Raw genomic sequence first — 23,514 nt, 5'->3', positions numbered from 1 at the left:
CACCAACACCAACACCAACACCAACACCAACACCAACACCAACACCAACACCAACACCAACACCAACACCAACAAGTGTAGCGGATCGCTTTGTTGGAAGTTGGTTAGCAGGCAAAGGAGGTTGTATTAACGGCTCTGCTCTAAAAATGAATGTCATTAAGGTTTCTGATAACAGCGTGCGATTTGCCAGTGAAACAGTACGTTATGAGAATGAATCGAACTGTACAGGTAACATTGTTGCAAGTTACCGCCAAGCTGAAGATTTTAGTCTGGTTTCAAATATTGGAGCACCTCAGACAGTACAAACCTCAAGCTATAACAAAGTAGATTGGCAGCTTGTAGTAGCAGGAAAGCTAACGCAGAAACAGCCAGCTATTCTAGGGTTTAAAAATGCAAACCAATTCTGTCTAGTTCCTACAGATGAACCAAATGCGATACATAATTATTTGCAGCAAGCAAACTTTGATCTCACAAATACCTGCTTCACAAAAACAACTCCACCAGCAAGCATGCAAAAGCCAACTCAAGTATTGGCAACAGCAAGTTTTAGACTAGGAAATAATAAGGAATCTTGGGCAGACGTATTAAGTCAACTTAATGATCAAGGACGCCAAGGCTACGCCCTTCTCACGCCCTCAGTCAGTTTAGATAATCCAGATGGAAGCTTTACGCTGTATAAAAATCTGTATGTCAAAAATAATAAATCAACTGATACATATACCTATAAAACAGTTGATGTTAAAACTAATTCAGTAGCAAATCGTTATTTACTATGGGTGAATGAGTTAAATAAACAAGGTAGCTTAGGCTATATATATAAGCTTTCATTTGGTGAGGTTACATCTGATACAGATAAATATTTATTTGTGAAAAATGATAAGAAACCAGCAACATATTCTTATTCTAATCGCTTCTTAACCAACACTTCTCGCACAAGTATTCTAAATGCCTTCAATGAACTTGGTGCACAAGGTTGTAAGCTAATTTACGCAAACTCAGAATTCACTAATAATGGCACAACGAATGGAACCTTCTATGTACCTACTTGCGTAAATAGCAGTACCCATAACGGAACCTATGCATATCGTTATTTTGAAGTTCCACAACATATTCCTTTCAACAAGGATGATGCAATTAAACTTGAAAAACTTCTTAAAGAACAAGCGGCTGAAGGTTATAGATTAGTTGACGCGAACAATAACCTAGGCTTCTTTAATATTGATGGTTATCTATTTGAGCGCGACAGTGAAAATACAGGACCTATTGAATATAAAGTATTTATTGAAGATGCTGCATCCGAAACAGATGAGCCTTATATCTTTGAAAATCGGATTCAAGACCAAGGTACATTAGGCTGGTTCTTTGCAGTTCGACTTGGATCGGTCTATACCAACTCACCAACAAATTATGATTTAGCAAGTGGTGTTGTTTTCCCTAAATAAGACATCTAAAAACAAATAAGGCCACAACTGTGGCCTTATTTTTATTTAAAAACTATTAACTTATCCTAAGTCTTTAAAACCCTGCTGACGCCATGCTTCATAAACAATCACAGCCGTTGCATTAGATAAATTTAAACTTCTTGAGTTTTCAGCCATTGGCAAACGAATCCACTGTTCTTGTGGAAACATCAAGCGAACATGCTCAGGCAAACCGCGTGTTTCCGGCCCCATCAGTAAAGCCACAGGTCGATTCAAATCAACTGTATGCGGAGTTGCAGAACCTTTAGTGGTGAGTGGAAAAACATGCTCAACCCCTTTAGCTTTCAAGTCGGCAAGGCAAAGTTCTATGTTGTCCCAAATTTGCATACGTGCCCATTCATGATAATCAAGACCTGCTCGTTTGAGCTTTTTATCATCCAATTCAAAACCTAAAGGTTTGACTAAATGTAACTGTGCACCAGTATTAGCACATAAACGAATGATATTGCCTGTATTGGCAGGAATTTCAGGCTCGTATAGGACAACATGAATCACAAATTTTCTCGACTTTAATAACCAGCAATAAACTCAAATGAACTTATTGCCATTTTAACTGTTCACGTAAATTCACCACTTCACCAATAATGGTTAAAGTCGGTGCTACGATATGATGTTCAGACACTTTTGTTGCGATATCAGCTAATGTTCCAACTACAACTTTCTGGTCTGGTGTGGTTCCCTTAGAGATTAAAGCTACCGGCATATCAGCACGTTGACCATGAGCAATAAGTTGCTCACAAATGCGTTCTAAACCAACTAGCCCCATATATAAAACCAAAGTTTGATTTTCATAAACCAACTCATTCCAAGGAAGTTCAGGTGAACCTTCCTTTAAATGCCCAGTCAAGAAACGAACACTTTGTGCATAATCACGATGTGTTAATGGGATACCCGCATAAGCTGAACAGCCTGATGCTGCTGTTATACCTGGTACAACTTGGAAAGTGACATTCGCCTCAACGAGCTCTTGAATCTCTTCACCACCACGTCCAAAGATAAATGGATCACCACCCTTTAAACGACAAACACGCTTTCCTTTTTGAGCATATTCAACTAGTAAAGCATTAATACCATCTTGGGGAACGGAGTGATTTGAACGGGCTTTACCGACATAAATTTTAGTCGCATCACGACGGCAAAGCTCTAAAATGGGTGCAGAAACAAGACGATCATAAATCACAACATCAGCTTGCTGCATAAGACGTAATGCTTTTAGTGTCAGTAACTCTGGATCACCCGGTCCAGCGCCTACCAAATAAACTTCACCTTTAGGTGCAGTCCATTCTGTTAAGGCTTGCTGAATCAAACCATTTGCAACTTCTAAATTGTCATTGAAAACTTGTTCTTTAAATGGGCTAGCATAGAGGTTTTCCCAAAAAATCCGACGCTCATCTGGATTGGGAATTTTTTCTTTTACCTGCTTACGCCACTGACCAGAAAACTCAGCCAACTTACCCATGCCATGCGGCACAATTGTTTCTATTTGAGTACGAAGTTGTCTTGATAAAACTGGTGATGCACCATTTGAAGCGACAGAAATAATTAACGGAGAACGATCAATAATAGCTGGAACCATAAAGCGGCAATGTGGAATATCATCAACACTATTGACCAATAAATTACGCGCTTCACATTGTTCAAAAACAGCTTTATTCACTTGTGCATCATTAGTTGCAGCAATCACTAATCGATATGGTGTATTTAATATTTTTTCAGCAAAGGACTCGGCAAAATACTCTCCGCCTGTCGTTTTGACTAACTGTAAAAGCTGCTCTTCAATTGCAGGAGCAATAATATCGATTACTGCTCCCGCTTTGGCTAAAAGGTTTGCTTTGCGCAATGCAATATGCCCACCACCTACAATCAGACAATGTTGCTGTTGCAACTTTAAAGAGATTGGAAAAATATCCACCTTAAACCTCTACATTAATCATCTGATTTGGATTAAGCAAAAACCGTGCACAATTTAGATGCAAAGCTTAGTCAATAAACGTTGCACCACCCATATATGGGCGTAATACTTCTGGAATCTCGATAGAACCGTCTTCACGTTGGTAATTTTCCATTACAGCAAGCAAAGTACGTCCAACTGCCAGACCAGAACCATTTAGTGTGTGCACCAATTCGGTCTTCTTTTGATCCATTCTGTAGCGTGCTTTCATGCGGCGTGCCTGAAAATCACCCATATTAGAGCAACTAGAGATTTCACGATAAGTATTTTGGCTTGGAACCCAAACTTCTAAGTCGTAAGTCTTAGTTGCACCAAAGCCCATGTCACCACCACAAAGCAAAATCTTGCGGTATGGCAAACCTAGTGCCTGCAAAATGCCCTCAGCATGTGCAGTAAGCTCTTCAAGTGCTTGCATAGATGTTTCAGGTTTAACGATTTGCACCATCTCAACTTTATCAAATTGATGCTGACGAATTAAACCACGGGTATCACGACCATAAGAACCAGCTTCACTACGGAAACATGGCGTATGCGCTGCATATTTTAAAGGCAAACGTTCGGTATCAATAATCTCATCACGAACGAAGTTAGTAACTGGAACTTCTGCTGTAGGGATGAGGTAATATTCTTTTTCACCTTGAAGTTTGAATAAATCTTCTTCAAATTTTGGCAACTGACCAGTACCACGAAGTGAATCAGCATTGACCAAATAAGGCACGTAAGCTTCTGTATAGCCATTCTTTAAAGTATGGGTATCAAGCATGAACTGTGTTAATGCACGTTGTAGGCGTGCTAAAGAACCTTTCAATACGCTAAAACGTGAACCAGTCAATTTAGTAGCGGTTTCAAACTCTAAACCACCCATCCACTCACCTAAATCAGTATGATCTTTGATTTCAAAATCAAACTGACGAGGCGTACCCCATTTTGAGATTTCAACGTTATCATCTTCATCTTTACCAGCAGGAACAGACTCATCTGGTAAGTTAGGAATACTCAACGCTTTTTGTTCAATCTCGTTTTGTAACTCTGACAAAGCAACTTCAGCAGCTTTAATTTCGTCGCCAATGGCTTGCATACGCGCCATGATTTCAGAAGCATCACCACCGGATTTTTTAATCTGACCCACTTGTTTTGCACCGGCATTACGTTCTGCCTGCAATTTTTCAGTTTTTGATTGCAAATCTTTACGGCGAGTTTCTAAAGAAGCCCATTCTTGAACATCTAATTGAACACCGCGTTTTGCCAAAGCCGCATTAACGGCTTCAATATTATTTCTGAGTAACTTAGGGTCGATCATAATCAATCATAATATGGGTAAAAAACTGGCTATAGTGTAAGGCCTTAACACTAAAAAATATAGTGATCATCTTCATAACGAATAGCTTTCACACAATTCTTAGAATAGATCACTTATTTTAAAAGTTATAGTTTGGCACACTTGGCAAATACTCAGGTTTAATGAACTTACCCGCTTCAAAATATGGCAGCGTTAATTCAGACATTCCCTCTGCATATGAAGCCAGCTCATAAATTGGATAGACAAATACAATGCCATTAGCACCATAGTAGAAATTATCGCTTAGCTGAAGTTTTTCACGGCTAATATTGTGTGCTTGAAGCCAATTTGTATTTGCTTCAAAAAGAGCATCAACCAATTGTTTTTCAACATCTGGCTGAATAAGTTCAGCAACAGTAATGTGCTTTTTATTTAATAAATCAAAATTTACAAATTCTTGATGAGACATGCCGTGTGCGGCACCAGCTGAGTACGAATAAGTCTGTAATGCAAAGGTGGCAAGGTTATAGTTTTGCCCTAAATAGCGAACATAAATTGCACTCTGACTTGAACTTGGTTCACCTTCAGGTACTTCAACTGGTTGATCGGCTAAATTTGCAAAAGCATTCGGATCTGCTTTCTTTATACGATTGGTGAAGTAATCATTAATCCATTTTTGATTGGTCTGTACTGTTTGAAAATCATACTCAGTACAACCATCTTCTAAGCAAACTTTTGATTTTGGCAATTTTACTGGGATTACTTTTGCTTGAATTACAGGAACACCAGCCTCTTTCGTTTCTTTAACTTTTGCAGTCGAAGCAGCCTGCTCCTCTTTGGCTGCTGACTTTGGTTGGCAACCAGTCACAATTGCCATTGCAGCCATTAATGGAAGAATACAAATAATTTTCTTATCGTAAAGTCGCATAATAATCCCCATGAATATACCTCTAACACTATACAAAGCGTAAGAATAAGACGGGGTTAAAAAATGTATCTGTTTCTCTTATATAAAAAAAGCTACCTTTTACGGTAGCTTTTTTGAAGAGGCTTTAATTATTGGTCAATAACATCTGTACCTTTTGGAGGTGTAAAGTTAAAGACTGATGCCGGAATTGAAGCATTTACTTTAACGTTCTTAAAGCGTACATAGGTGGTTTGACCTAATGAGTCTTGTAATACCATAAGTGTAGGTGCTTTATTTGCTCCGAAGCTAATCGTTAAGCTTTGGAATGCCCCATCTTCTTTTTTAGGGAATAATGTGAAATAAAGTTTAGATTTATCGGGTTGTGTTACACGATAAGACTTCATGATTTGGTTGGTATTACCAGAGAGTAATAATGCTGGTGTATCTGCAACCTGATCATCTAAGCTTTGGCGGACCGCTTGTTGTAAATCTGGATCATAGATCCAAACTGTTTTTCCGCTCGTTACAATAGTTTGTTTAGCAGGACTTACTGTTTCCCAATAAAATTTCCCCGGACGCTCAACTTTCATTGAGCCTTTAAATGTCTGGTTCATATGCTGTGCACTTAAACTCTTTTTCTGTGCCACAGTTTTTGTATTGGCTTTAGTTGTTTGTTCAAAGTCGGCAGTCAAACGCTGTAAACCTGATAACTGATTAACCAGGTTCCCAATTGCCTGTTGCTCCGGTGCTGCTACAGGCGCAGCAAACACTGTAGTACTCATTACAGGAGCAAGCACTGACGCGCTAAGTGTAATAGCACACATAGTTTTACGAAGCATATTCATGTCATCACCTTTTTAGTTGCTGTAAGACAACTTACTCTCTTTCAAAGTTATGAAACTGAGTAAGCTCTTAATTCAAGACTCATATTAACCGACAAACTCTGTGCTAATCATTGAGAAAATAAGATATTTTGTTATGTTATTCATGTTGTTTGTAGAATTTCATTCATCATGATGAAGATGAATAAAAATAAATGCCATAAAAAAAGCCCACAAAATGTGGGCTTTTTTCGAGCTAAAACTTATACAGTTTCAACTTTTACGTAGCGACGGCCAAATTGACCTTTCACTTCGAATTTTACTACGCCGTCAGCAGTAGCAAATAAAGTATGGTCACGGCCCATACCAACATTTGCACCAGCGTGGAACTCTGTACCACGTTGACGAACGATGATGTTACCAGCAGTTACAGCTTGACCGCCGTAAACTTTAACACCTAACATTTTTGGGTTTGAATCACGACCGTTCTTCGTCGATCCACCGGCTTTTTTAGTTGCCATGTCTCTTACTCCTCGTGATTAGCCTGAAATACCAGTAATTTTCAACTCAGTGAACCATTGACGGTGACCTTGTTGTTTACGGTAGTGTTTACGACGACGCATTTTGATGATGCGGATTTTGTCGTGACGACCATGACCAATCACTTCTGCAGTTACTTTAGCGCCAGCTACAACTGGAGCACCGATTTGAATGTTGTCACCGTTTACAACCATTAATACATCATCAAATGTAATAGTCGCACCAGATTCAGCTTTCAATAATTCAACTTTAAGGGTTTCACCCTCAACTACACGGTGCTGTTTACCACCGCTTTGGATTACTGCGTACATAATGTACTCCAATCAGCCCGTGTCGTCGTGTCGATAAAGGGATATATCGATCTTAAAACGATCGCCACTGGGGTTATACAAGGCGACAGATTTTAAGTGAAATTTGATCAAACGACAAGTATTTTCTATCTATCAGTAAAGCATGATCCCCTATTCTTACAAAATCAAACAGCTTGGACTGGAATTTAGCAGTTTTCATTGATTCTGAATGAAAATTAAAATACAGTTCCAAACACAAATTGCGTCAAGAACAAGTTGTATTAATGCTGATGTCATTAAATTTATTGTTTTGTCGAAAACATCGTATTTTGCTTAAATAAAGAACAAAAAACGCTTAAAAACAATAGAAATGATTAATATCAGCCACTTGTTAAGCTATGCAACACATCTTTAATTGATACACTAATGCCACTTATCTACCAATACGGGGTTTTTCTTCATATGGTCATCGATTTCAAGCAAGACATTCTTGCGCCTGTTGCTTCAGACTTCGCTGCGATGGATCACTTGATTAATGAAGGAATTAGCTCAAAAGTCGGTTTAGTCATGTCTGTCAGCAAACATGTCGTTGAAGCTGGCGGAAAGCGTATGCGCCCAATCATGTGTTTACTTGCAGCACGTGCTTGTGGTTTAGATAACATGGCAAATGCACAGCGTTTAGCTGCAATCATTGAAATGTTGCATACCGCGACACTGGTCCATGATGATGTGGTAGATGAATCTGGGCTTCGTCGTGGTCGCCCTACAGCCAATGCAACATGGAACAATCAAACAGCCGTTTTAGTTGGCGACTTCCTGATTGCTCGTGCTTTCGATTTACTGGTCGATTTAAACAACATGACTTTATTGAAAGACTTTTCAACAGGTACATGTGAAATTGCTGAAGGTGAAGTATTACAACTTCAATCACAGCATCAACCAGATACAACTGAAGAAACTTATTTAAAAATTATTCATGGTAAAACGTCTCGCCTGTTTGAGCTGGCTACAGAAGGCGCTGCTATTTTGGCAGGGCAAGAAGCGTACCGTGAACCATTAAGGTTGTTTGCCGGTCATTTTGGTAATGCATTCCAAATCATTGATGATATTTTAGACTACACCTCTGATGCTGAAACATTAGGTAAAAATATTGGTGATGATTTAATGGAAGGTAAGCCAACTTTACCGTTAATTTCTGCATTAGCACGCTCAACAGGTGAAGAGCATGCGATTATTCGTCGCAGTATCGCAACTGGTGGAGTAGACCAACTATCTCAGGTCATCGAAATTGTACAGAAGTCTGGTGCTTTAGATTATTGCAACCAACGTGCCCAAGAAGAAACAGAAGCAGCACTGCAAGCTTTATCAAACCTACCCGATACACCGTATCGTCAGGCTTTGATTAACTTAACTCAGCTTGCGTTACATCGAATACAATAGATATTATTTTGCCTATGCATATAAATTTTTCAGATCTTTTTTTAAAAATAGAGAAGCAGCTTGAGGATCCTCAAGCTGTCATTGATGAAAATCTATTGATTGAACTCGTCAATGTCATCCGACCATCCAACCCACAAGATACGGATGAAATTAAGAAAAAAATACAGGCTTTTATTGGAAGTCTTTTGCGCACACCTACAGCGCCCTTTTTACTACAAACTTTTTTATTACGTTTAATTAATCGCTATAAGCAAGTTAGTTTATATGCTGATAGTGGAATTTTGTCTTTAGATGGTTTCTGGAACCAACTTGGGCAAAGACTCGGAGCACATTTTTTACCTTTAATAGAAGATGCAAGCCAACTCAAAATATTAATTGGTAAAATTTTCTATTTAGAAAGTGACAAAATTTGGCTCAATAATATTGATGATGAAGATTGGGCAAATTTATTTAGCCTTATTGGGCAAAGCCAAAGTAATGTCGATGAGAAGTTAGTCATCCAAAGTGAAATGATTAAAGCCATTACAGTCTTATCTTATCGAATTAGTGGAATTGGTCTTTATCCCGAATTTATTAATGCTCAACCAGAATTAACAGAATATGAGTCACCGTTTTTAGTTCAGAACCGTGAAATTATTGAGTTTATTGAAAAGTATAAAAAGCAAGAAGTTTCTGAACATGAGATTGCAGTTATTTCCCCGCCCGATGCATCACAAGCATTTGTTATGTTGGAACAATGCCGAGATGTGGTTTTAAAAATTCGCCGTGCGACCAAAAGAATTGGTGTCAGCTTAAGTTTGACTTACTTACTATCATTACTTGAGCAATGTCTTGATCGAATTGAGTTATTACTTTATCTGGTCGTAGATAACACTAAAGGAAAATATATTTCTTTAGGACATCTGATTTCCGATTTAACCAAGGCACATTACAGCGAAAAAAGTGTTCGCTCATTACTCAGTACGACCAGTGAACTCATTGCCTTTCAGGTAACAGAAAATGCTAGCCGAACAGGTGAACATTACGTAAGTACAGATACCAAAGGCTTTTGGGGAATGTATAAAGCTGCCGCTGGTGCAGGTGTCATTATTGCCTTTATGGCATCTTTAAAAATTCTTGCTGCAAGAATGACAATGGCCCCGCTCATGCAAGCCTTTACTTTCAGTATGAATTATTCCCTAGGTTTCATTCTGATTCATGTTCTGCATTTTACAGTTGCGACCAAGCAACCCGCTATGACGGCAGCGGCTCTTGCTGCAACAGTGCAGCAACGTAAAGGCTCTAAAACGGCTCAAATTGCAGAGTTAGCGGCTCTTATTATTAATATTATCCGAACGCAATTTATTGCTATTTTGGGCAATATTTCAATTGCGATTCCTACTGCGGCACTCATCACTTTTGCATGGCAATTTTATCTTGATGAACCGTTATTAACCCATACTAAAGCAACTTATCTTCTACACAGCTTAAACCCCTTTACTTCATTAGCAGTTCCACATGCGGCAATTGCTGGAGTATGTCTGTTTTTGTCAGGTCTCATTGCAGGATACTTTGACAACATGGCTGTTTACCGAAAAGTCGGCCCGCGTCTAAGAGCACATCGCCGTTTAGCTAGCTGGTTTGGGCAAGATCGCCTTAACCGTTTTGCTGAATATATTGAACGTAATTTAGGTGCGTTAGCCGGTAACTTCTTATTCGGTATTATGCTAGGAAGTATGGGGACCATAGGCTTTATCCTAGGTCTACCTTTAGATATCCGCCATATTGCCTTTGCATCTGCTAACTTTATTCAAGGTTTAATGACTATTAACGGCAGCCCAGATATCGGACTGATTATCGTGTCCTTTCTTGGTGTGTTATGTATTGGTCTCACCAACTTATTTGTGAGTTTCACCTTAACGATTATTGTGGCATTACGAGCGCGTCGAGTCCGCTTTGAACAATGGAAACCTTTAGCCAAATTGGTCATGACCCATTTTTTAACTCGTCCAAGCGATTTTTTCTGGCCACCAAAACAACCATTAGAACTTGAAGAAAACACCTCAACAAATAACGGGAAAAAAGCAGACCACTAAGAATTTTGCTTTGTACACAAAATGTGATTTTCGTCAATTTTGTTGTGATTGTTTTTCCAAATGTTAAAAAATTTTCAAAATGAATTTACGATGATCTATCAGGCTTGAAAAAAAGTGTACTGGCAAGTACACTTTTAACAGCTTTCAGTAGTAGACACTGCTTGAACAAGCAAAGGTATATACATGCCCTATTTATTGCTTTTTATTGGTTGTATTTTTTTAGGATTAGGTGTTCTTGGTCTTTTTGTACCAAGACTTCAATCTTTGGATCTTCTCACCGTTCAAATATTGAGTGAAAATCGATCAGATTATCTTAACTCTATTACGACCTTTCTAGCACGTGTAGGTGGTATGCCTTTTGTATGTTTTTTATCCTTATTGGTGTGTATATATCAAGCATGGTATAAAAAATATATTACTGTTATTTTCATTAGCGTGGGTGTTCTTGGCAGTATCATCACGGGTTGGCTGCTCAAGTGGTGTGTTGACCGTCCAAGACCTCCACAGGTATATCATATTGTCGAAAGTTATGGTGCATCGTTCCCAAGTGCACATAGTGTTTATGCATCAACACTGGCTTGTATGGCAATGATAATGTTATGCCATAAGCCCAACACTAACTCTCCTTATATCATTTTGATTTCCTGTCTTTGGTTTATCTGCATGGGGCTTTCAAGAATATATGCTGGAGTTCATTTTCCAACAGATGTACTCGCCGGTTGGGGCATAGGTTTTATTTGGATTGCACTGCTTTGGCTCTGGTTATTACAAACACAAAGTAGGTTAAGTAGAAAACAAATATATTTTTAGATTTTATCTAAACGAGGTGGAACAATGATGTCGGCTAAGCTTTGGGCTCCTGCCCTTACTGCTTGCGCATTAGCAACAAGTATCGCACTTGTTGGTTGTAGCAAAGGCTCCGATGAGAAACAGCAAGCTGCTGCTGCTCAGAAAATGCCGCCTGCAGAAGTAGGTGTTATTGTTGCTCAACCACAAAGTGTTGAACAAAGCGTTGAACTCTCCGGCCGTACTTCAGCATATCAAATTTCTGAAGTTCGCCCTCAAACAAGTGGTGTGATTTTAAAACGCTTGTTTGCTGAAGGAAGTTACGTTCGTGAAGGACAGGCTCTATATGAACTGGATTCTCGAACGAACCGTGCAACGCTTGAAAATGCAAAGGCTACCCTTTTACAACAACAGGCAAATTTAGCTTCACTACGTACTAAGTTAAACCGTTATAAGCAACTTGTTTCAAGTAATGCTGTATCTAAACAAGAATATGACGACTTACTTGGTCAGGTTAATGTTGCCGAAGCACAAGTTTCTGCTGCAAAAGCTCAAGTAACTAATGCAAATGTTGATCTTGGCTACTCTACAATTCGCTCACCAATTTCTGGTCAGTCTGGACGTTCTTCTGTAACAGCAGGTGCTTTAGTCACTGCTAACCAAACTGAACCGTTAGTGACGATTCAACAGTTAGATCCGATCTATGTTGACATTAACCAGTCTAGTGCCGAGTTATTACGTTTACGTCAACAACTTAGCAAAGGTAGTTTGAACAATAGTAACAACACGAAAGTGAAATTGAAGCTCGAAGATGGTTCAACTTACCCAATCGAAGGACAACTTGCTTTCTCTGATGCCTCTGTAAATCAGGATACAGGAACAATTACTTTACGTGCCGTATTCTCGAACCCGAATCATCTGTTACTTCCAGGCATGTATACCACTGCACAGATTGTTCAAGGTGTAGTTCCTAATGCTTACCTGATTCCTCAAGCTGCAATTACACGTTTACCTACAGGTCAAGCTGTAGCAATGCTTGTTAATGCCAAAGGTGCTGTTGAGAGTCGTCCTGTTGAAACCTCTGGTGTTCAAGGACAAAACTGGATTGTGACTAACGGTCTTAAAGCTGGTGATAAAGTGATTGTTGACGGTGTTGCCAAAGTTAAAGAAGGGCAAGAAGTTTCAGCAAAACCTTACCAAGCTCAACCAGCGAATCCACAAGGTGCAGCTCCAAATGCGACAAAACCGGCTCAATCAGGTAAACCTCAAGCAGAACAGAAAGCATCTAATGCATAAGGGGTAGATTGAATGGCACAATTTTTTATTCATCGCCCCATTTTTGCGTGGGTGATTGCATTAGTCATTATGTTGGCGGGTATTCTCACGCTAACAAAAATGCCTATTGCACAGTATCCGACGATTGCACCACCGACAGTTACAATTGCTGCAACTTATCCTGGTGCATCTGCTGAGACTGTTGAAAACACTGTAACCCAAATCATTGAACAACAAATGAATGGTCTAGATGGTTTACGTTACATTTCATCTAACAGTGCTGGTAACGGTCAGGCTTCTATTCAATTAAACTTTGAACAAGGTATTGATCCAGATATTGCACAGGTTCAGGTTCAAAACAAACTGCAATCTGCAACTGCGCTTTTACCTGAAGATGTACAGCGTCAAGGTGTAACAGTAACTAAATCTGGCGCAAGCTTCTTGCAAGTTATTGCATTTTACTCACCAGATAACAGCCTTTCTGATTCAGACATTAAAGACTATGTAAACTCATCAATTAAAGAACCACTTAGCCGTGTTGCTGGTGTGGGTGAGGTACAGGTCTTTGGTGGTTCATACGCAATGCGTATTTGGCTTGATCCAGCTAAGTTAACCAGTTATCAACTTACTCCTAGTGATATTGCGACAGCTTTACAAGCGCAAAACTCACAAGTAGCAGTAGGTCAATTAGGTGGTGCGCCAGCTGTACAAGGTCAAGTGCTTAACGCAACAGTGAATGCACAAAGTTTGCTGCAAACACCTGAACAGTTTAAAAATATCTTCTTGAAGAACACAGCATCTGGTGCTGAGGTTCGTTTAAAAGATGTTGCGCGTGTAGAGTTAGGTTCTGATAACTATCAGTTTGACTCGAAGTTTAACGGTAAACCTGCTGGTGGTCTTGCAATTAAAATTGCAACTGGTGCTAACGCACTTGATACCGCAGAAGCTGTTGAACATCGTTTATCTGAATTACGTAAGAACTATCCAACAGGTCTTGCAGATAAACTAGCTTATGACACGACTCCATTTATTCGTCTTTCAATTGAAAGTGTTGTACACACATTAATTGAAGCGGTAGTTTTAGTATTCATTGTGATGTTCTTGTTCTTACAGAACTGGCGCGCAACGATTATTCCAACACTTGCTGTACCTGTTGTTGTGTTAGGTACATTCGCTGTTATTAATATCTTTGGCTTCTCAATTAACACCTTAACCATGTTCGCCATGGTATTGGCAATTGGTCTTCTGGTCGATGACGCCATCGTTGTGGTCGAAAACGTCGAACGTGTTATGAGTGAAGAGCATACCGATCCGGTCACGGCAACGTCACGATCAATGCAACAGATTTCTGGCGCGTTAATTGGTATTACAAGCGTATTAACAGCGGTATTCGTACCAATGGCATTCTTTGGTGGTACAACTGGTGTAATTTACCGTCAGTTCTCGATTACCCTTGTAACAGCAATGGTCCTATCGTTAATTGTAGCGTTAACATTTACACCGGCACTTTGTGCAACCATTTTAAAACAGCATGACCCTAACAAAGCACCAAGCAATAATATTTTTGCTCGTTTCTTTAGAGGCTTTAACAATGGTTTTGACCGCATGTCGCATAGCTACCAAAATGGTGTTAACCGCATGCTTAAGGGCAAAATCTTCTCTGGCGTGCTTTACGCTGTAGTTATTGCTTTATTAGTGTTTTTGTTCCAAAAACTCCCATCTTCATTCTTACCAGAAGAAGATCAGGGTGTGGTAATGACGCTTGTTCAATTACCGCCAAATGCGACGCTTGACCGTACAGGTAAAGTGATTGACACCATGACAAACTTCTTTATGAATGAAAAAGATACAGTGGAATCTATTTTCACCGTTTCGGGCTTCTCATTCACAGGTGTTGGTCAAAATGCTGGTATTGGCTTCGTTAAATTGAAAGACTGGAGTGAACGTACTTCACCAGAAACTCAAATTGGCGCATTGATTCAGCGTGGTATGGCATTGAATATGATCGTTAAAGACGCATCTTACATCATGCCATTACAGCTTCCAGCAATGCCTGAACTCGGTGTAACAGCCGGATTCAACTTGCAACTTAAAGATTCAAGTGGTCAAGGTCATGAGAAACTTATTGCTGCACGTAATACGATCTTAGGTTTGGCTGCACAAGATAAACGTCTTGTGGGTGTTCGCCCTAATGGTCAAGAAGATACACCTCAGTATCAAATTAATGTAGACCAAGCTCAAGCTGGTGCCATGGGTGTGAGTATTGCCGAAATTAACAATACAATGCGTATTGCATGGGGTGGCTCATACATTAACGACTTCGTTGACCGTGGACGTGTGAAGAAAGTTTATGTTCAAGGTGATGCGGGTAGCCGTATGATGCCTGAAGACTTAAATAAGTGGTATGTACGTAATAACAAAGGCGAAATGGTTCCATTCTCTGCATTTGCTACTGGCGAATGGACATATGGTTCTCCACGTCTTGAACGTTATAACGGCGTGTCATCGGTTAACATTCAAGGTACACCTGCACCTGGCGTGAGCTCTGGTGACTCGATGAAAGCGATGGAAGAAATTATTGCTAAGTTACCATCTATGGGTTTACAAGGTTTCGACTATGAATGGACAGGTTTATCACTTGAAGAACGTGAGTCTGGTGCTCAAGCTCCATTCTTATATGCGCTTTCATTGTTAATCGTTTTCCTTTGCTTGGCTGCATTGTATGAAAGCTGGTCTATTCCGTTCTCGGTTTTACTTGTAGTACCACTCGGTATTATTGGTGCAATCGTATTAACTTACTTGGGTATGATTATTAAAGGAGATCCAAATCTCTCAAATAACATTTACTTCCAGGTAGCGATGATCGCGGTAATCGGTCTTTCTGCAAAAAATGCGATCTTGATTGTTGAGTTCGCAAAAGAGCTGCAGGAAAAAGGTGAAGACCTGATTGAAGCAACTTTACATGCTGCAAAAATGCGTTTACGTCCAATCATCATGACTACCCTTGCCTTCGGTTTCGGTGTACTTCCGCTTGCCCTTTCAACAGGCGCAGGTGCAGGAAGTCAGCACTCTGTTGGTTACGGTGTACTCGGTGGCGTACTCAGTGCAACGTTCTTAGGTATCTTCTTTATCCCTGTATTCTATGTGTGGATTCGTAGTATCTTTAAGTACAAACCAAAAACCATAAACACTCAGGAGCATAAATCGTGATGCAAAACGTATGGTCTATTTCAGGTCGTAGCATTGCGGTATCTGCACTTGCGCTTGCTTTGGCAGCTTGTCAAAGCATGCGCGGCCCAGAACCAGTCGTGAAAACCGATATTCCACAAAGCTATGCATATAGCGCTTCTGGTACGTCTATTGCTGAACAGGGTTACAAACAGTTCTTTGCTGACCCTCGTTTGCTCGGAGTGATTGATTTGGCACTTGCCAACAACCGCGACTTACGTACAGCAACGCTCAATATCGAACGTGCTCAACAGCAATATCGAATTACACAGAACAATCAGCTTCCAACAATCGGAGCAAGTGGTAGTGCAATTCGTCAGGTTTCTCAAAGCCGTGATCCGAATAACCCCTACTCTACTTATCAAGTAGGTCTGGGTGTAACTGCCTATGAGCTTGATTTTTGGGGCCGCGTACGTAGCTTAAAAGATGCTGCGTTAGATAGTTATCTTTCAACGCAAAGCGCACGTGATTCGACTCAAATCAGTCTAATCAGTCAAGTGGCTCAAGCGTGGTTGAACTATTCTTTTGCAACTGCCAACTTACGACTTGCAGAGCAAACGCTTAAAGCACAGCAAGATTCTTACAATCTCAACAAAAAACGTTTTGATGTGGGCATCGATAGTGAAGTTCCACTACGTCAGGCACAGATTTCTGTAGAAACTGCACGTAATGATGTAGCGAACTACAAAACACAGATTGCTCAAGCGCAAAACTTGTTGAACTTGTTAGTTGGCCAATCAGTTCCACAAAACTTGTTACCAACCCAACCTGTAAAACGCATTACGCAACAAAATGTATTTACAGCGGGTTTACCAAGCGACTTACTTAACAACCGTCCAGATGTAAAAGCTGCTGAATATAACTTAAGCGCTGCTGGTGCGAATATCGGTGCTGCAAAAGCACGTTTATTCCCAACCATTAGCTTAACGGGTTCTGCAGGTTATGCATCAACTGACTTAAGTGATCTATTTAAGTCTGGTGGTTTTGTATGGTCAATTGGTCCAAGCTTAGACTTACCAATCTTTGACTGGGGCACTCGTCGTGCCAATGTGAAAATTTCTGAAACTGATCAGAAAATTGCATTGTCTGATTATGAAAAATCAGTTCAGTCTGCGTTCCGCGAAGTTAATGACGCGCTTGCAACTCGTGCCAACATTGGTGAGCGTTTAACAGCTCAACAACGTCTAGTAGAAGCAACTAACCGCAACTACACACTTTCAAATGCCCGCTTCCGTGCTGGTATTGATAGTTACTTGACAGTTCTTGATGCACAGCGTTCATCTTATTCAGCAGAACAAGGTTTGTTATTGCTTCAACAAGCAAACTTAAACAACCAAATCGAGTTATACAAAACTTTAGGTGGTGGTTTAAAAGCAAATACTTCAGATACAGTGGTTAATCAACCATCTAGTGCTGAACTTAAAAAGCAATAAGTTTTAAATAACTTATTCACAAAAGCTCACTTCGGTGGGCTTTTTTATTGCAACTCATCTGAATATTTTTTATCTTGAAACCTTAAGAATTTAGATTGATAAAAAACAATGTTATTGAGTAATTTAGAAAGTGTTCCAGGCCACCAAATTTTAAAGCAGCTGGATGTTGTTTACGGAAGTACCGTTCGTAGTAAGCATGTTGGCCGTGACCTGATGGCGAGTTTAAAAAATATTGTGGGTGGTGAACTTACGGGTTATACCGAATTATTAGAAGAATCTCGCCAAGAAGCCATGCAGCGTATGATTGTAAAAGCCCAACAGCTTGGTGCGAATGCAATTGTGGGTATTCGCTTTTCAACTTCCAATATTGCACAAGGTGCTTCTGAGTTATTTGTGTATGGCACAGCAGTGGTTGTGCAGCCTCAAGCACCTCATCTACCCGATCCATTTAATGCATAGGTAGAAAATGGATAATCTTATTTTTCAGCTTGTTATTTTTCTCATTCTTTTCAGTATTGGTTGGGCTTTTGGCCGCCATATTGAACGAAAACATTTGAATGAACTTCTAGAAAAAGAGCAACAATTTGCCCATATCAGAATTGATACCAATCGTTTTGCAACAAGTGATCAACTAGGCCACTTTATTAGCAGTAATGTTGTGATTTCTCATGATTACTTTAAATATGTATTGGCATCTATAAAAAATGTTTTAGGTGGAAGACTAACCAGTTATGAAAGTATTGTTGAACGCGCTCGCCGAGAGGCAATTGTACGTTTAAAACAACAAGCTCAAAGTGTCGGTGCTACTCATATTATGGGAGTTCGGTTGAGTACAACCGAACTTGGTATGCAAGGCGGAATGGTCGAAGTTTTTGCTTATGGAACAGCAGTTAAAGATTAATACTGCCCAACCTCAGAAAAATGAATGCGCGGATTGCCAATATTTTTAGTTAAGTGTTGGCAAATTCGGGTAATTTTCCATTGGTCTTGTTGTTTTGCCAAAGTAAAATAATAATGACCAAAAGAATGAAAATAATCATTTTCTGAAAAACGATAAATTTGATAATTACATTCTAGCCATGCTTGATCTTGTTCAATTCGAACCAGAGGATTGCTCAAATTGTGCTGTAGTCGTAAATGGGATAAGGCTTGCTGCCGAGAGCCTTTATATTCATGACAAGACACGACACACAAAGGCTCTCCTCTAAATTGGAAATAGTCCACCTCAAGTTGATCTGCCAACAACTCATCAAAAGCGTCCCAATTTTTCTGGTCAAAGACCAATTGAAAACGCGTGACGACTTCTAAAATACGGTGATAATCCTGATCCATGGTGAACCTTCTATGCGGGTTTTTCACCAATTTAGCACGGCAAAATCACTTTTTTATTTTACTTTTGTTTTCCGAATCATTTTATAAAGAAGTTTTGGTGACATCCGAGAAACCATCACACCTAATTTTTCTTTGGCCCCACCCACAACAATATATTCTTGACCCTGTACTAACGCTTTTACAGCCTGCTCTGCAAAAACATCTGCCTCTAAACCATTTTCAATTGCTTCATCTTGGTGGCCTTGAGGTTCCCCTGCACCATTGAGTGCATTAAAAGAAACATTAGTTTTTACAAAACCAGGGAAAATAACTGAAACTTCGACACCTTGATCTGAGACCTCAGCCCGTAAACTATTTGCCCACATGTGAATTGCCGCTTTAGCAGCCGAGTAGCTTGCACGGTACTGTGTTCCCAATAAACCCGCCACACTCGACACAAATACAACTCGGCCAGACTTTTGTTTTAGCATGGTCGGTAATACGGTTTTAGTTAACGCGACTTGTGAGAAATAATCGACTTCCATAATGGCGCGTTCGGTTGCCATTGTCGTATCTTTAATTAAAGCGCGTTGGCTTAAACCTGCATTATTGATGAGCCAGTCAATACGGCCTTTCGCCTTTAAAATCTGCTTGTAAGCCTCTTGAACCTGCTTTTCATCAGTAATATCTGCAACGACAGACAAATGATGATCGGGATTTAATAAACCAACCCGAACTTCTTCTAATTCTTCAAAACGACGTGAGGTTAAAATCAACTTTGCGCCTTGTAAAGCCAACTCTCCTGCTAAAGCCTTACCTAAACCAGAAGATGCGCCCGTAATCCATACCACTTTATTTTGCAAAGTATCAAGTTTGGCCATGTGATGTTCCTATTATCTTTTTAAATTATGCTGCTTGATGCATGAAGGCCAAAAAGTGGTTGATATAATGAGTTGCTGTGGTCTGATCGACCTGTGTCCCTAATTTTTCCAAACGTTTATAGCCCAAATGCGTCGTCATGTTGATGACTCCGTTAAGAGTTTTATCGACAACCAAATTAAATTTTAAACGCTTTTTAGGTTCACGTACTAGGCTTGTTACGCCTAAATCCACAATTTGTATGAGTGTTTCAAATGCAGCCGTAATGCTTTGCATATTACCGTCACGAATTTGCTGGGTAAGGGTTTGGGCTTGTTGCACCAGTTGAAGCGTGACCGGATAGGTAATATAAACTTGCTGCCCTTGCTCTTTCATGAGAGAGGTCATGTAGTCAACTAAGGGTAAAAGACGTTCATTTCCAAAGAATGAAACCGACCAAGGCATGTATTTTCGAAAAGTCTCTAAAACTTGCTGAATAACTTTTTCAGTCTCAGCCTGTTGTTTTGGAGACATGCTTGCATTTCCTGACTGTAAAAGCACAGAAAAAACCTGCTCAATAATTTCACAAGAAAGATCAGACAATACATCCCCCAAAACTTTTGCCTGACTTTGGCTTACCCCATCATGCAGTTTTTGCCGAATAGCCTCGAATTGGGTATAAGTTGAATCGGAAATTTTCAAAAAAACTTCATAACTCATCAGCAGCATCCTTTTTCAATTCTTTTGTAATTTTTGTGCCGTGTCGCCACACGATTAAATTGTGATCCATCTTTCATAAATCTACCGTTTTTTGAAAAAAATACAAAACCGTTTATCTGTTTTCAGCACATTAATTTCGAGGCATTTTTTTGCTACAATAGATGCAATTTTTTATGCATATTCGATCTAAGCTACTATGACTGACGCTCAAACCGCTCAAAATATTGCAACCACATACGATCCGACCGAGATCGAAAAGAAGTGGTACAAAACGTGGGAAGAACAAGGTTACTTCAAACCTTCTGGTCACGGTGAATCATTCTGTATCATGATTCCGCCACCAAACGTCACTGGTAGTTTGCACATGGGCCATGGTTTTAACAATGCCATTATGGATGCCCTCACCCGTTATAACCGCATGATGGGTAAAAACACTTTGTGGCAACCAGGTACAGACCATGCTGGTATTGCCACTCAAATGGTTGTTGAGCGTCAACTTGGCTTACAAGGTGTAACTCGTCACGACTTAGGCCGTGAAAAGTTCATTGAAAAAGTTTGGGAATGGAAAGAACAATCTGGCGGCACAATCACTAAACAAATTCGTCGCTTAGGTTCTTCGGTAGACTGGTCACGTGAACGCTTCACGATGGACGAAGGTTTATCAAACGCAGTTAAAGAAGTATTCGTTCGTTTGCACGAAGACGGTTTAATTTACCGTGGTAAGCGCCTAGTAAACTGGGACCCTAAACTTCAAACAGCACTTTCTGACCTTGAAGTAGAAAGCAAAGAAGAAAAAGGCTCACTTTGGCACTTTAAATATTTCTTTGAAGACAAATCAGTTAAAACTCAAGACGGCAAAGACTATTTAGTCGTTGCAACAACTCGTCCTGAAACTTTACTTGGTGATACTGCTGTTGCTGTTCACCCTGAAGATGAGCGTTATGCGCACCTTGTTGGTAAAAACATCGTATTGCCAATTACGGGTCGTTTAATTCCAATCGTTGCCGACGACTACGTTGAAAAAGACTTCGGTACTGGCTGTGTAAAAATTACCCCTGCTCATGACTTCAATGACTATGACCTAGGTAAACGTAATAGCTTACCAATTATCAATATCTTCAACAAAAACGCCGAAGTTTTAGGTGAGTTTGAATATATTGCAAAAGCTGGCGAACAGATTTCTAAAACCATTACTGCACCTGCGGAATATGCTGGTTTAGAGCGTTTTGAAGCACGTAAAAAACTAGTTGCCCAAGCTGAAGCTGAAGGCTGGTTAGATCAAATCCAACCATATGACTTAAAAGCGCCACGCGGTGACCGTTCAGGTGTGATCATTGAGCCATTACTTACTGACCAATGGTACGTAAAAATTGCACCTCTTGCTGAGCCTGCAATTGAAGCAGTTCAAGATGGCCGTATTAAGTTTGTTCCAGAGCAGTACAGCAACATGTACATGGCGTGGATGCGTGACATTCAAGACTGGTGTATTTCACGTCAGCTTTGGTGGGGTCATCGTATTCCAGCTTGGTACGATGCAAATGGCAACATCTATGTAGGCCGTAACGAAGAAGAAGTACGTGCGAAAAACAACATCGCTGCTGACGTTGAACTTAAACAAGACGAAGACGTACTTGATACATGGTTCTCATCTGCACTTTGGACATTCTCAACTTTAGGTTGGACTGGCGACGCACAAAAAGACGCAGCAAATGATTTCTTAAAAACTTTCCACCCAACAGATGTGTTGGTGACTGGTTTTGACATCATTTTCTTCTGGGTTGCCCGCATGATCATGATGACCTTGCACTTCATGAAAAATGAGGATGGTTCATCGCAAGTTCCATTTAAGACTGTTTACGTTCACGGCTTGGTACGTGATGGTGAAGGTCAAAAAATGTCGAAGTCTAAAGGTAACGTACTTGATCCATTAGACTTGATTGACGGTATTGATTTAGAAAGCTTAGTTGCTAAACGTACAACAGGCCTAATGAACCCGAAAGATGCTGCGAAGATTGAAAAATCAACGCGCAAAGAGTTCCCAGAAGGCATTAATGCTTACGGCACTGACGCAGTTCGTTTCACATTCTGTGCGCTTGCAAATACTGGTCGTGACATTAAGTTCGACTTAAAACGTGTTGAAGGCTACCGTAACTTCTGTAACAAAATCTGGAACGCGACTCGTTTCGTTCTCATGAATGTTGAAGGTCAAACTGTTGGTCAACAAGCTCGCCCTGATCTATGGGAACTTCCAGAACAATGGATCATCAGCCGTCTACAAAAAGCTGAAGCTGCTGTACACCAAGCATTTGCAACTTACCGTTTAGACCTTGCTGCTCAAGCGATTTACGACTTTATCTGGAATGAATATTGTGACTGGTATGTTGAGTTAACTAAACCGGTTCTAAACGATGCAGAAGTTTCAGAAGAACGTAAAGCTGAAGTACGCCGTGTATTGCTTGCAGTCATGGAAGCTTCATTGCGTTTGGCTCATCCACTTATGCCATATTTGACAGAAGAAATCTGGCAGACTCTTGCACCAATGCTTGGTCAAGGCGGCCCAACGATTATGACTGCTCAATACCCTATTCCTGAGCAAGCGAAAATCAATGAACAAGCTGAAGCAGATATGCAATGGCTTCAAGGTTTGATTGGTGCAGTACGTAACATTCGTGGTGAGTTAGGCTTAGGTAATGCGCGCTTGTTGCCAGTATTACTTCAAAATACATCGGACGCTGAACGTGAACAAATCATTCGTATTGAAGCATTGTTCAAAGCATTGGCTAAAGTTGAGAGCATTGAGTTCTTGAATAAAGACCAAGAGCCACCTTTGTCTTGCTCTAGCGTTGTTAGCCATGCATCGGTATTTGTACCAATGAAAGGTTTAATTGACCCTAAAGCTGAGCTTGCTCGTTTGCAAAAAGATTTAGATAAAATCCAAAAGCAACACGACCAAATCGCGGGCAAACTTGCAAATGAAGGCTTTGTTTCTAAAGCACCGGCAGCAGTAGTTGAAGGTGAAAAAGCGAAGCTTGCTGAGTTTGCTGCTCAGTTAGAGAAAGTTAAAGCGAACATGGAGCAAATTGCTGCGCTTTAAGCTTTAAAGTTCACAATTTCATCTG

General features: G+C 40.1%; 20 protein-coding genes. 10 read left to right on the top strand and 10 right to left on the bottom strand.

Annotated elements, in window-relative coordinates:
• On the top strand, positions 1-1,442 hold a 1,442-nt coding region (locus RMB06_RS03155; RefSeq protein WP_311078282.1), incomplete at its 5' end, for a PT dipeptide repeat lipoprotein.
• Positions 1,443-1,502: 60 nt separating this feature from the next.
• On the opposite strand, the gene RMB06_RS03150 is transcribed toward RMB06_RS03155, so the two are convergent.
• The 7 genes from RMB06_RS03150 to rplU form a co-directional block, all read right to left on the bottom strand.
• Positions 1,503-1,976: a tRNA (cytidine(34)-2'-O)-methyltransferase gene (locus RMB06_RS03150; RefSeq protein WP_005072891.1), complete on the bottom strand. Its 474-nt coding sequence runs from the start codon at positions 1,974-1,976 to the stop codon at positions 1,503-1,505.
• A gap of 43 nt (positions 1,977-2,019) precedes the next feature.
• Positions 2,020-3,393, bottom strand: a complete 1,374-nt coding sequence (gene cysG / locus RMB06_RS03145; RefSeq protein WP_311078279.1) for a siroheme synthase CysG — start codon at positions 3,391-3,393, stop codon at positions 2,020-2,022.
• 67 nt (positions 3,394-3,460) lie between these two features.
• Entirely contained in the window at positions 3,461-4,732 is a 1,272-nt protein-coding gene (serS, locus tag RMB06_RS03140; RefSeq protein ID WP_005072887.1) for a serine--tRNA ligase, read from the bottom strand.
• A gap of 118 nt (positions 4,733-4,850) precedes the next feature.
• On the bottom strand, positions 4,851-5,651 hold the full coding sequence (locus RMB06_RS03135) for an RsiV family protein (protein ID WP_068929415.1): 801 nt from the start codon (positions 5,649-5,651) through the stop codon (positions 4,851-4,853).
• A 116-nt stretch (positions 5,652-5,767) separates the two neighbouring features.
• Positions 5,768-6,463, bottom strand: coding sequence for an outer membrane lipoprotein chaperone LolA (gene lolA / locus RMB06_RS03130; RefSeq protein WP_004789378.1), 696 nt, complete (start codon positions 6,461-6,463; stop codon positions 5,768-5,770).
• Between the two features lie 239 nt (positions 6,464-6,702).
• Positions 6,703-6,960, bottom strand: coding sequence for a 50S ribosomal protein L27 (rpmA, locus tag RMB06_RS03125; RefSeq protein WP_002116037.1), 258 nt, complete (start codon positions 6,958-6,960; stop codon positions 6,703-6,705).
• 18 nt (positions 6,961-6,978) lie between these two features.
• Positions 6,979-7,290 (bottom strand): 50S ribosomal protein L21, encoded by a 312-nt coding sequence (gene rplU, locus RMB06_RS03120; RefSeq protein ID WP_000271409.1) that lies wholly within the window; start codon positions 7,288-7,290, stop codon positions 6,979-6,981.
• 441 nt (positions 7,291-7,731) lie between these two features.
• Between rplU and sdsA the strand changes: the two genes are divergently transcribed.
• From sdsA to RMB06_RS03080, 8 genes are all read left to right on the top strand, one after another.
• Positions 7,732-8,709, top strand: coding sequence for an All-trans-nonaprenyl-diphosphate synthase (sdsA, locus tag RMB06_RS03115; protein WP_002116233.1), 978 nt, complete (start codon positions 7,732-7,734; stop codon positions 8,707-8,709).
• Between the two features lie 14 nt (positions 8,710-8,723).
• Positions 8,724-10,784 (top strand): site-specific recombinase, encoded by a 2,061-nt coding sequence (locus RMB06_RS03110; protein ID WP_311078274.1) that lies wholly within the window; start codon positions 8,724-8,726, stop codon positions 10,782-10,784.
• Between the two features lie 183 nt (positions 10,785-10,967).
• Positions 10,968-11,594 carry a phosphatase PAP2 family protein gene (locus tag RMB06_RS03105; RefSeq protein WP_005064516.1) on the top strand — a complete coding sequence of 209 codons (627 nt, stop codon included), beginning with the start codon at positions 10,968-10,970 and terminating at the stop codon, positions 11,592-11,594.
• Between the two features lie 24 nt (positions 11,595-11,618).
• Positions 11,619-12,866, top strand: a complete 1,248-nt coding sequence (adeI, locus tag RMB06_RS03100) for a multidrug efflux RND transporter periplasmic adaptor subunit AdeI (protein WP_005064514.1) — start codon at positions 11,619-11,621, stop codon at positions 12,864-12,866.
• Positions 12,867-12,878: 12 nt separating this feature from the next.
• Positions 12,879-16,055, top strand: a complete 3,177-nt coding sequence (adeJ, locus tag RMB06_RS03095; protein ID WP_002116419.1) for a multidrug efflux RND transporter permease subunit AdeJ — start codon at positions 12,879-12,881, stop codon at positions 16,053-16,055.
• Entirely contained in the window at positions 16,055-17,506 is a 1,452-nt protein-coding gene (gene adeK / locus RMB06_RS03090) for a multidrug efflux RND transporter outer membrane channel subunit AdeK (protein WP_002116015.1), read from the top strand. The genes adeJ and adeK overlap by 1 nt, the downstream gene beginning before the upstream one ends.
• 108 nt (positions 17,507-17,614) lie before the next feature.
• Positions 17,615-17,965, top strand: coding sequence for a YbjQ family protein (locus RMB06_RS03085; protein ID WP_000927245.1), 351 nt, complete (start codon positions 17,615-17,617; stop codon positions 17,963-17,965).
• Positions 17,966-17,972: 7 nt separating this feature from the next.
• A complete protein-coding gene (locus tag RMB06_RS03080; RefSeq protein ID WP_002116525.1) occupies positions 17,973-18,407 on the top strand; it encodes a YbjQ family protein in 435 nt (144 codons plus the stop codon).
• Here RMB06_RS03080 and RMB06_RS03075 read toward each other — a convergent pair.
• From RMB06_RS03075 to RMB06_RS03065, 3 genes are read right to left on the bottom strand one after another with little or no spacing between them, the layout of a single operon-like run.
• Positions 18,404-18,838, bottom strand: a complete 435-nt coding sequence (locus RMB06_RS03075) for a nuclear transport factor 2 family protein (protein WP_311078268.1) — start codon at positions 18,836-18,838, stop codon at positions 18,404-18,406. The genes RMB06_RS03080 and RMB06_RS03075 overlap by 4 nt on opposite strands.
• A gap of 53 nt (positions 18,839-18,891) precedes the next feature.
• Complete coding sequence (locus RMB06_RS03070; RefSeq protein ID WP_005064503.1) at positions 18,892-19,698, bottom strand: SDR family NAD(P)-dependent oxidoreductase; 807 nt, start codon at positions 19,696-19,698, stop codon at positions 18,892-18,894.
• Positions 19,699-19,723: 25 nt separating this feature from the next.
• Entirely contained in the window at positions 19,724-20,395 is a 672-nt protein-coding gene (locus RMB06_RS03065; protein ID WP_311078265.1) for a hypothetical protein, read from the bottom strand.
• Positions 20,396-20,591: 196 nt separating this feature from the next.
• On the opposite strand from RMB06_RS03065, the gene RMB06_RS03060 reads away from it, so the two are divergent.
• Positions 20,592-23,489 carry a valine--tRNA ligase gene (locus RMB06_RS03060; RefSeq protein ID WP_032006531.1) on the top strand — a complete coding sequence of 966 codons (2,898 nt, stop codon included), beginning with the start codon at positions 20,592-20,594 and terminating at the stop codon, positions 23,487-23,489.
• The last annotated feature ends 25 nt before the right edge of the window (positions 23,490-23,514 follow it).

Source organism: Acinetobacter sp. V104_13 (assembly GCF_031798995.1).
GTDB classification, from domain to species: domain Bacteria; phylum Pseudomonadota; class Gammaproteobacteria; order Pseudomonadales; family Moraxellaceae; genus Acinetobacter; species Acinetobacter pittii.
Note: the sequence above shows the minus strand (reverse complement) of the source record. Positions and strands in the feature narration are given on the sequence as shown.

Coding starts and splice junctions, on each gene's coding strand:
- serS (WP_005072887.1), bottom strand. CDS start 4,732: ATGATCGACCCTAAGTTACTCAGAAATAATATTGAAGCCGTTAATGCG.
- RMB06_RS03135 (WP_068929415.1), bottom strand. CDS start 5,651: ATGGGGATTATTATGCGACTTTACGATAAGAAAATTATTTGTATTCTT.
- lolA (WP_004789378.1), bottom strand. CDS start 6,463: ATGAATATGCTTCGTAAAACTATGTGTGCTATTACACTTAGCGCGTCA.
- rpmA (WP_002116037.1), bottom strand. CDS start 6,960: ATGGCAACTAAAAAAGCCGGTGGATCGACGAAGAACGGTCGTGATTCA.
- rplU (WP_000271409.1), bottom strand. CDS start 7,290: ATGTACGCAGTAATCCAAAGCGGTGGTAAACAGCACCGTGTAGTTGAG.
- sdsA (WP_002116233.1), top strand. CDS start 7,732: ATGGTCATCGATTTCAAGCAAGACATTCTTGCGCCTGTTGCTTCAGAC.
- RMB06_RS03110 (WP_311078274.1), top strand. CDS start 8,724: ATGCATATAAATTTTTCAGATCTTTTTTTAAAAATAGAGAAGCAGCTT.
- RMB06_RS03105 (WP_005064516.1), top strand. CDS start 10,968: ATGCCCTATTTATTGCTTTTTATTGGTTGTATTTTTTTAGGATTAGGT.
- adeI (WP_005064514.1), top strand. CDS start 11,619: ATGATGTCGGCTAAGCTTTGGGCTCCTGCCCTTACTGCTTGCGCATTA.
- adeJ (WP_002116419.1), top strand. CDS start 12,879: ATGGCACAATTTTTTATTCATCGCCCCATTTTTGCGTGGGTGATTGCA.
- adeK (WP_002116015.1), top strand. CDS start 16,055: ATGCAAAACGTATGGTCTATTTCAGGTCGTAGCATTGCGGTATCTGCA.
- RMB06_RS03085 (WP_000927245.1), top strand. CDS start 17,615: ATGTTATTGAGTAATTTAGAAAGTGTTCCAGGCCACCAAATTTTAAAG.
- RMB06_RS03080 (WP_002116525.1), top strand. CDS start 17,973: ATGGATAATCTTATTTTTCAGCTTGTTATTTTTCTCATTCTTTTCAGT.
- RMB06_RS03075 (WP_311078268.1), bottom strand. CDS start 18,838: ATGGATCAGGATTATCACCGTATTTTAGAAGTCGTCACGCGTTTTCAA.
- RMB06_RS03070 (WP_005064503.1), bottom strand. CDS start 19,698: ATGGCCAAACTTGATACTTTGCAAAATAAAGTGGTATGGATTACGGGC.
- RMB06_RS03065 (WP_311078265.1), bottom strand. CDS start 20,395: ATGAGTTATGAAGTTTTTTTGAAAATTTCCGATTCAACTTATACCCAA.
- RMB06_RS03060 (WP_032006531.1), top strand. CDS start 20,592: ATGACTGACGCTCAAACCGCTCAAAATATTGCAACCACATACGATCCG.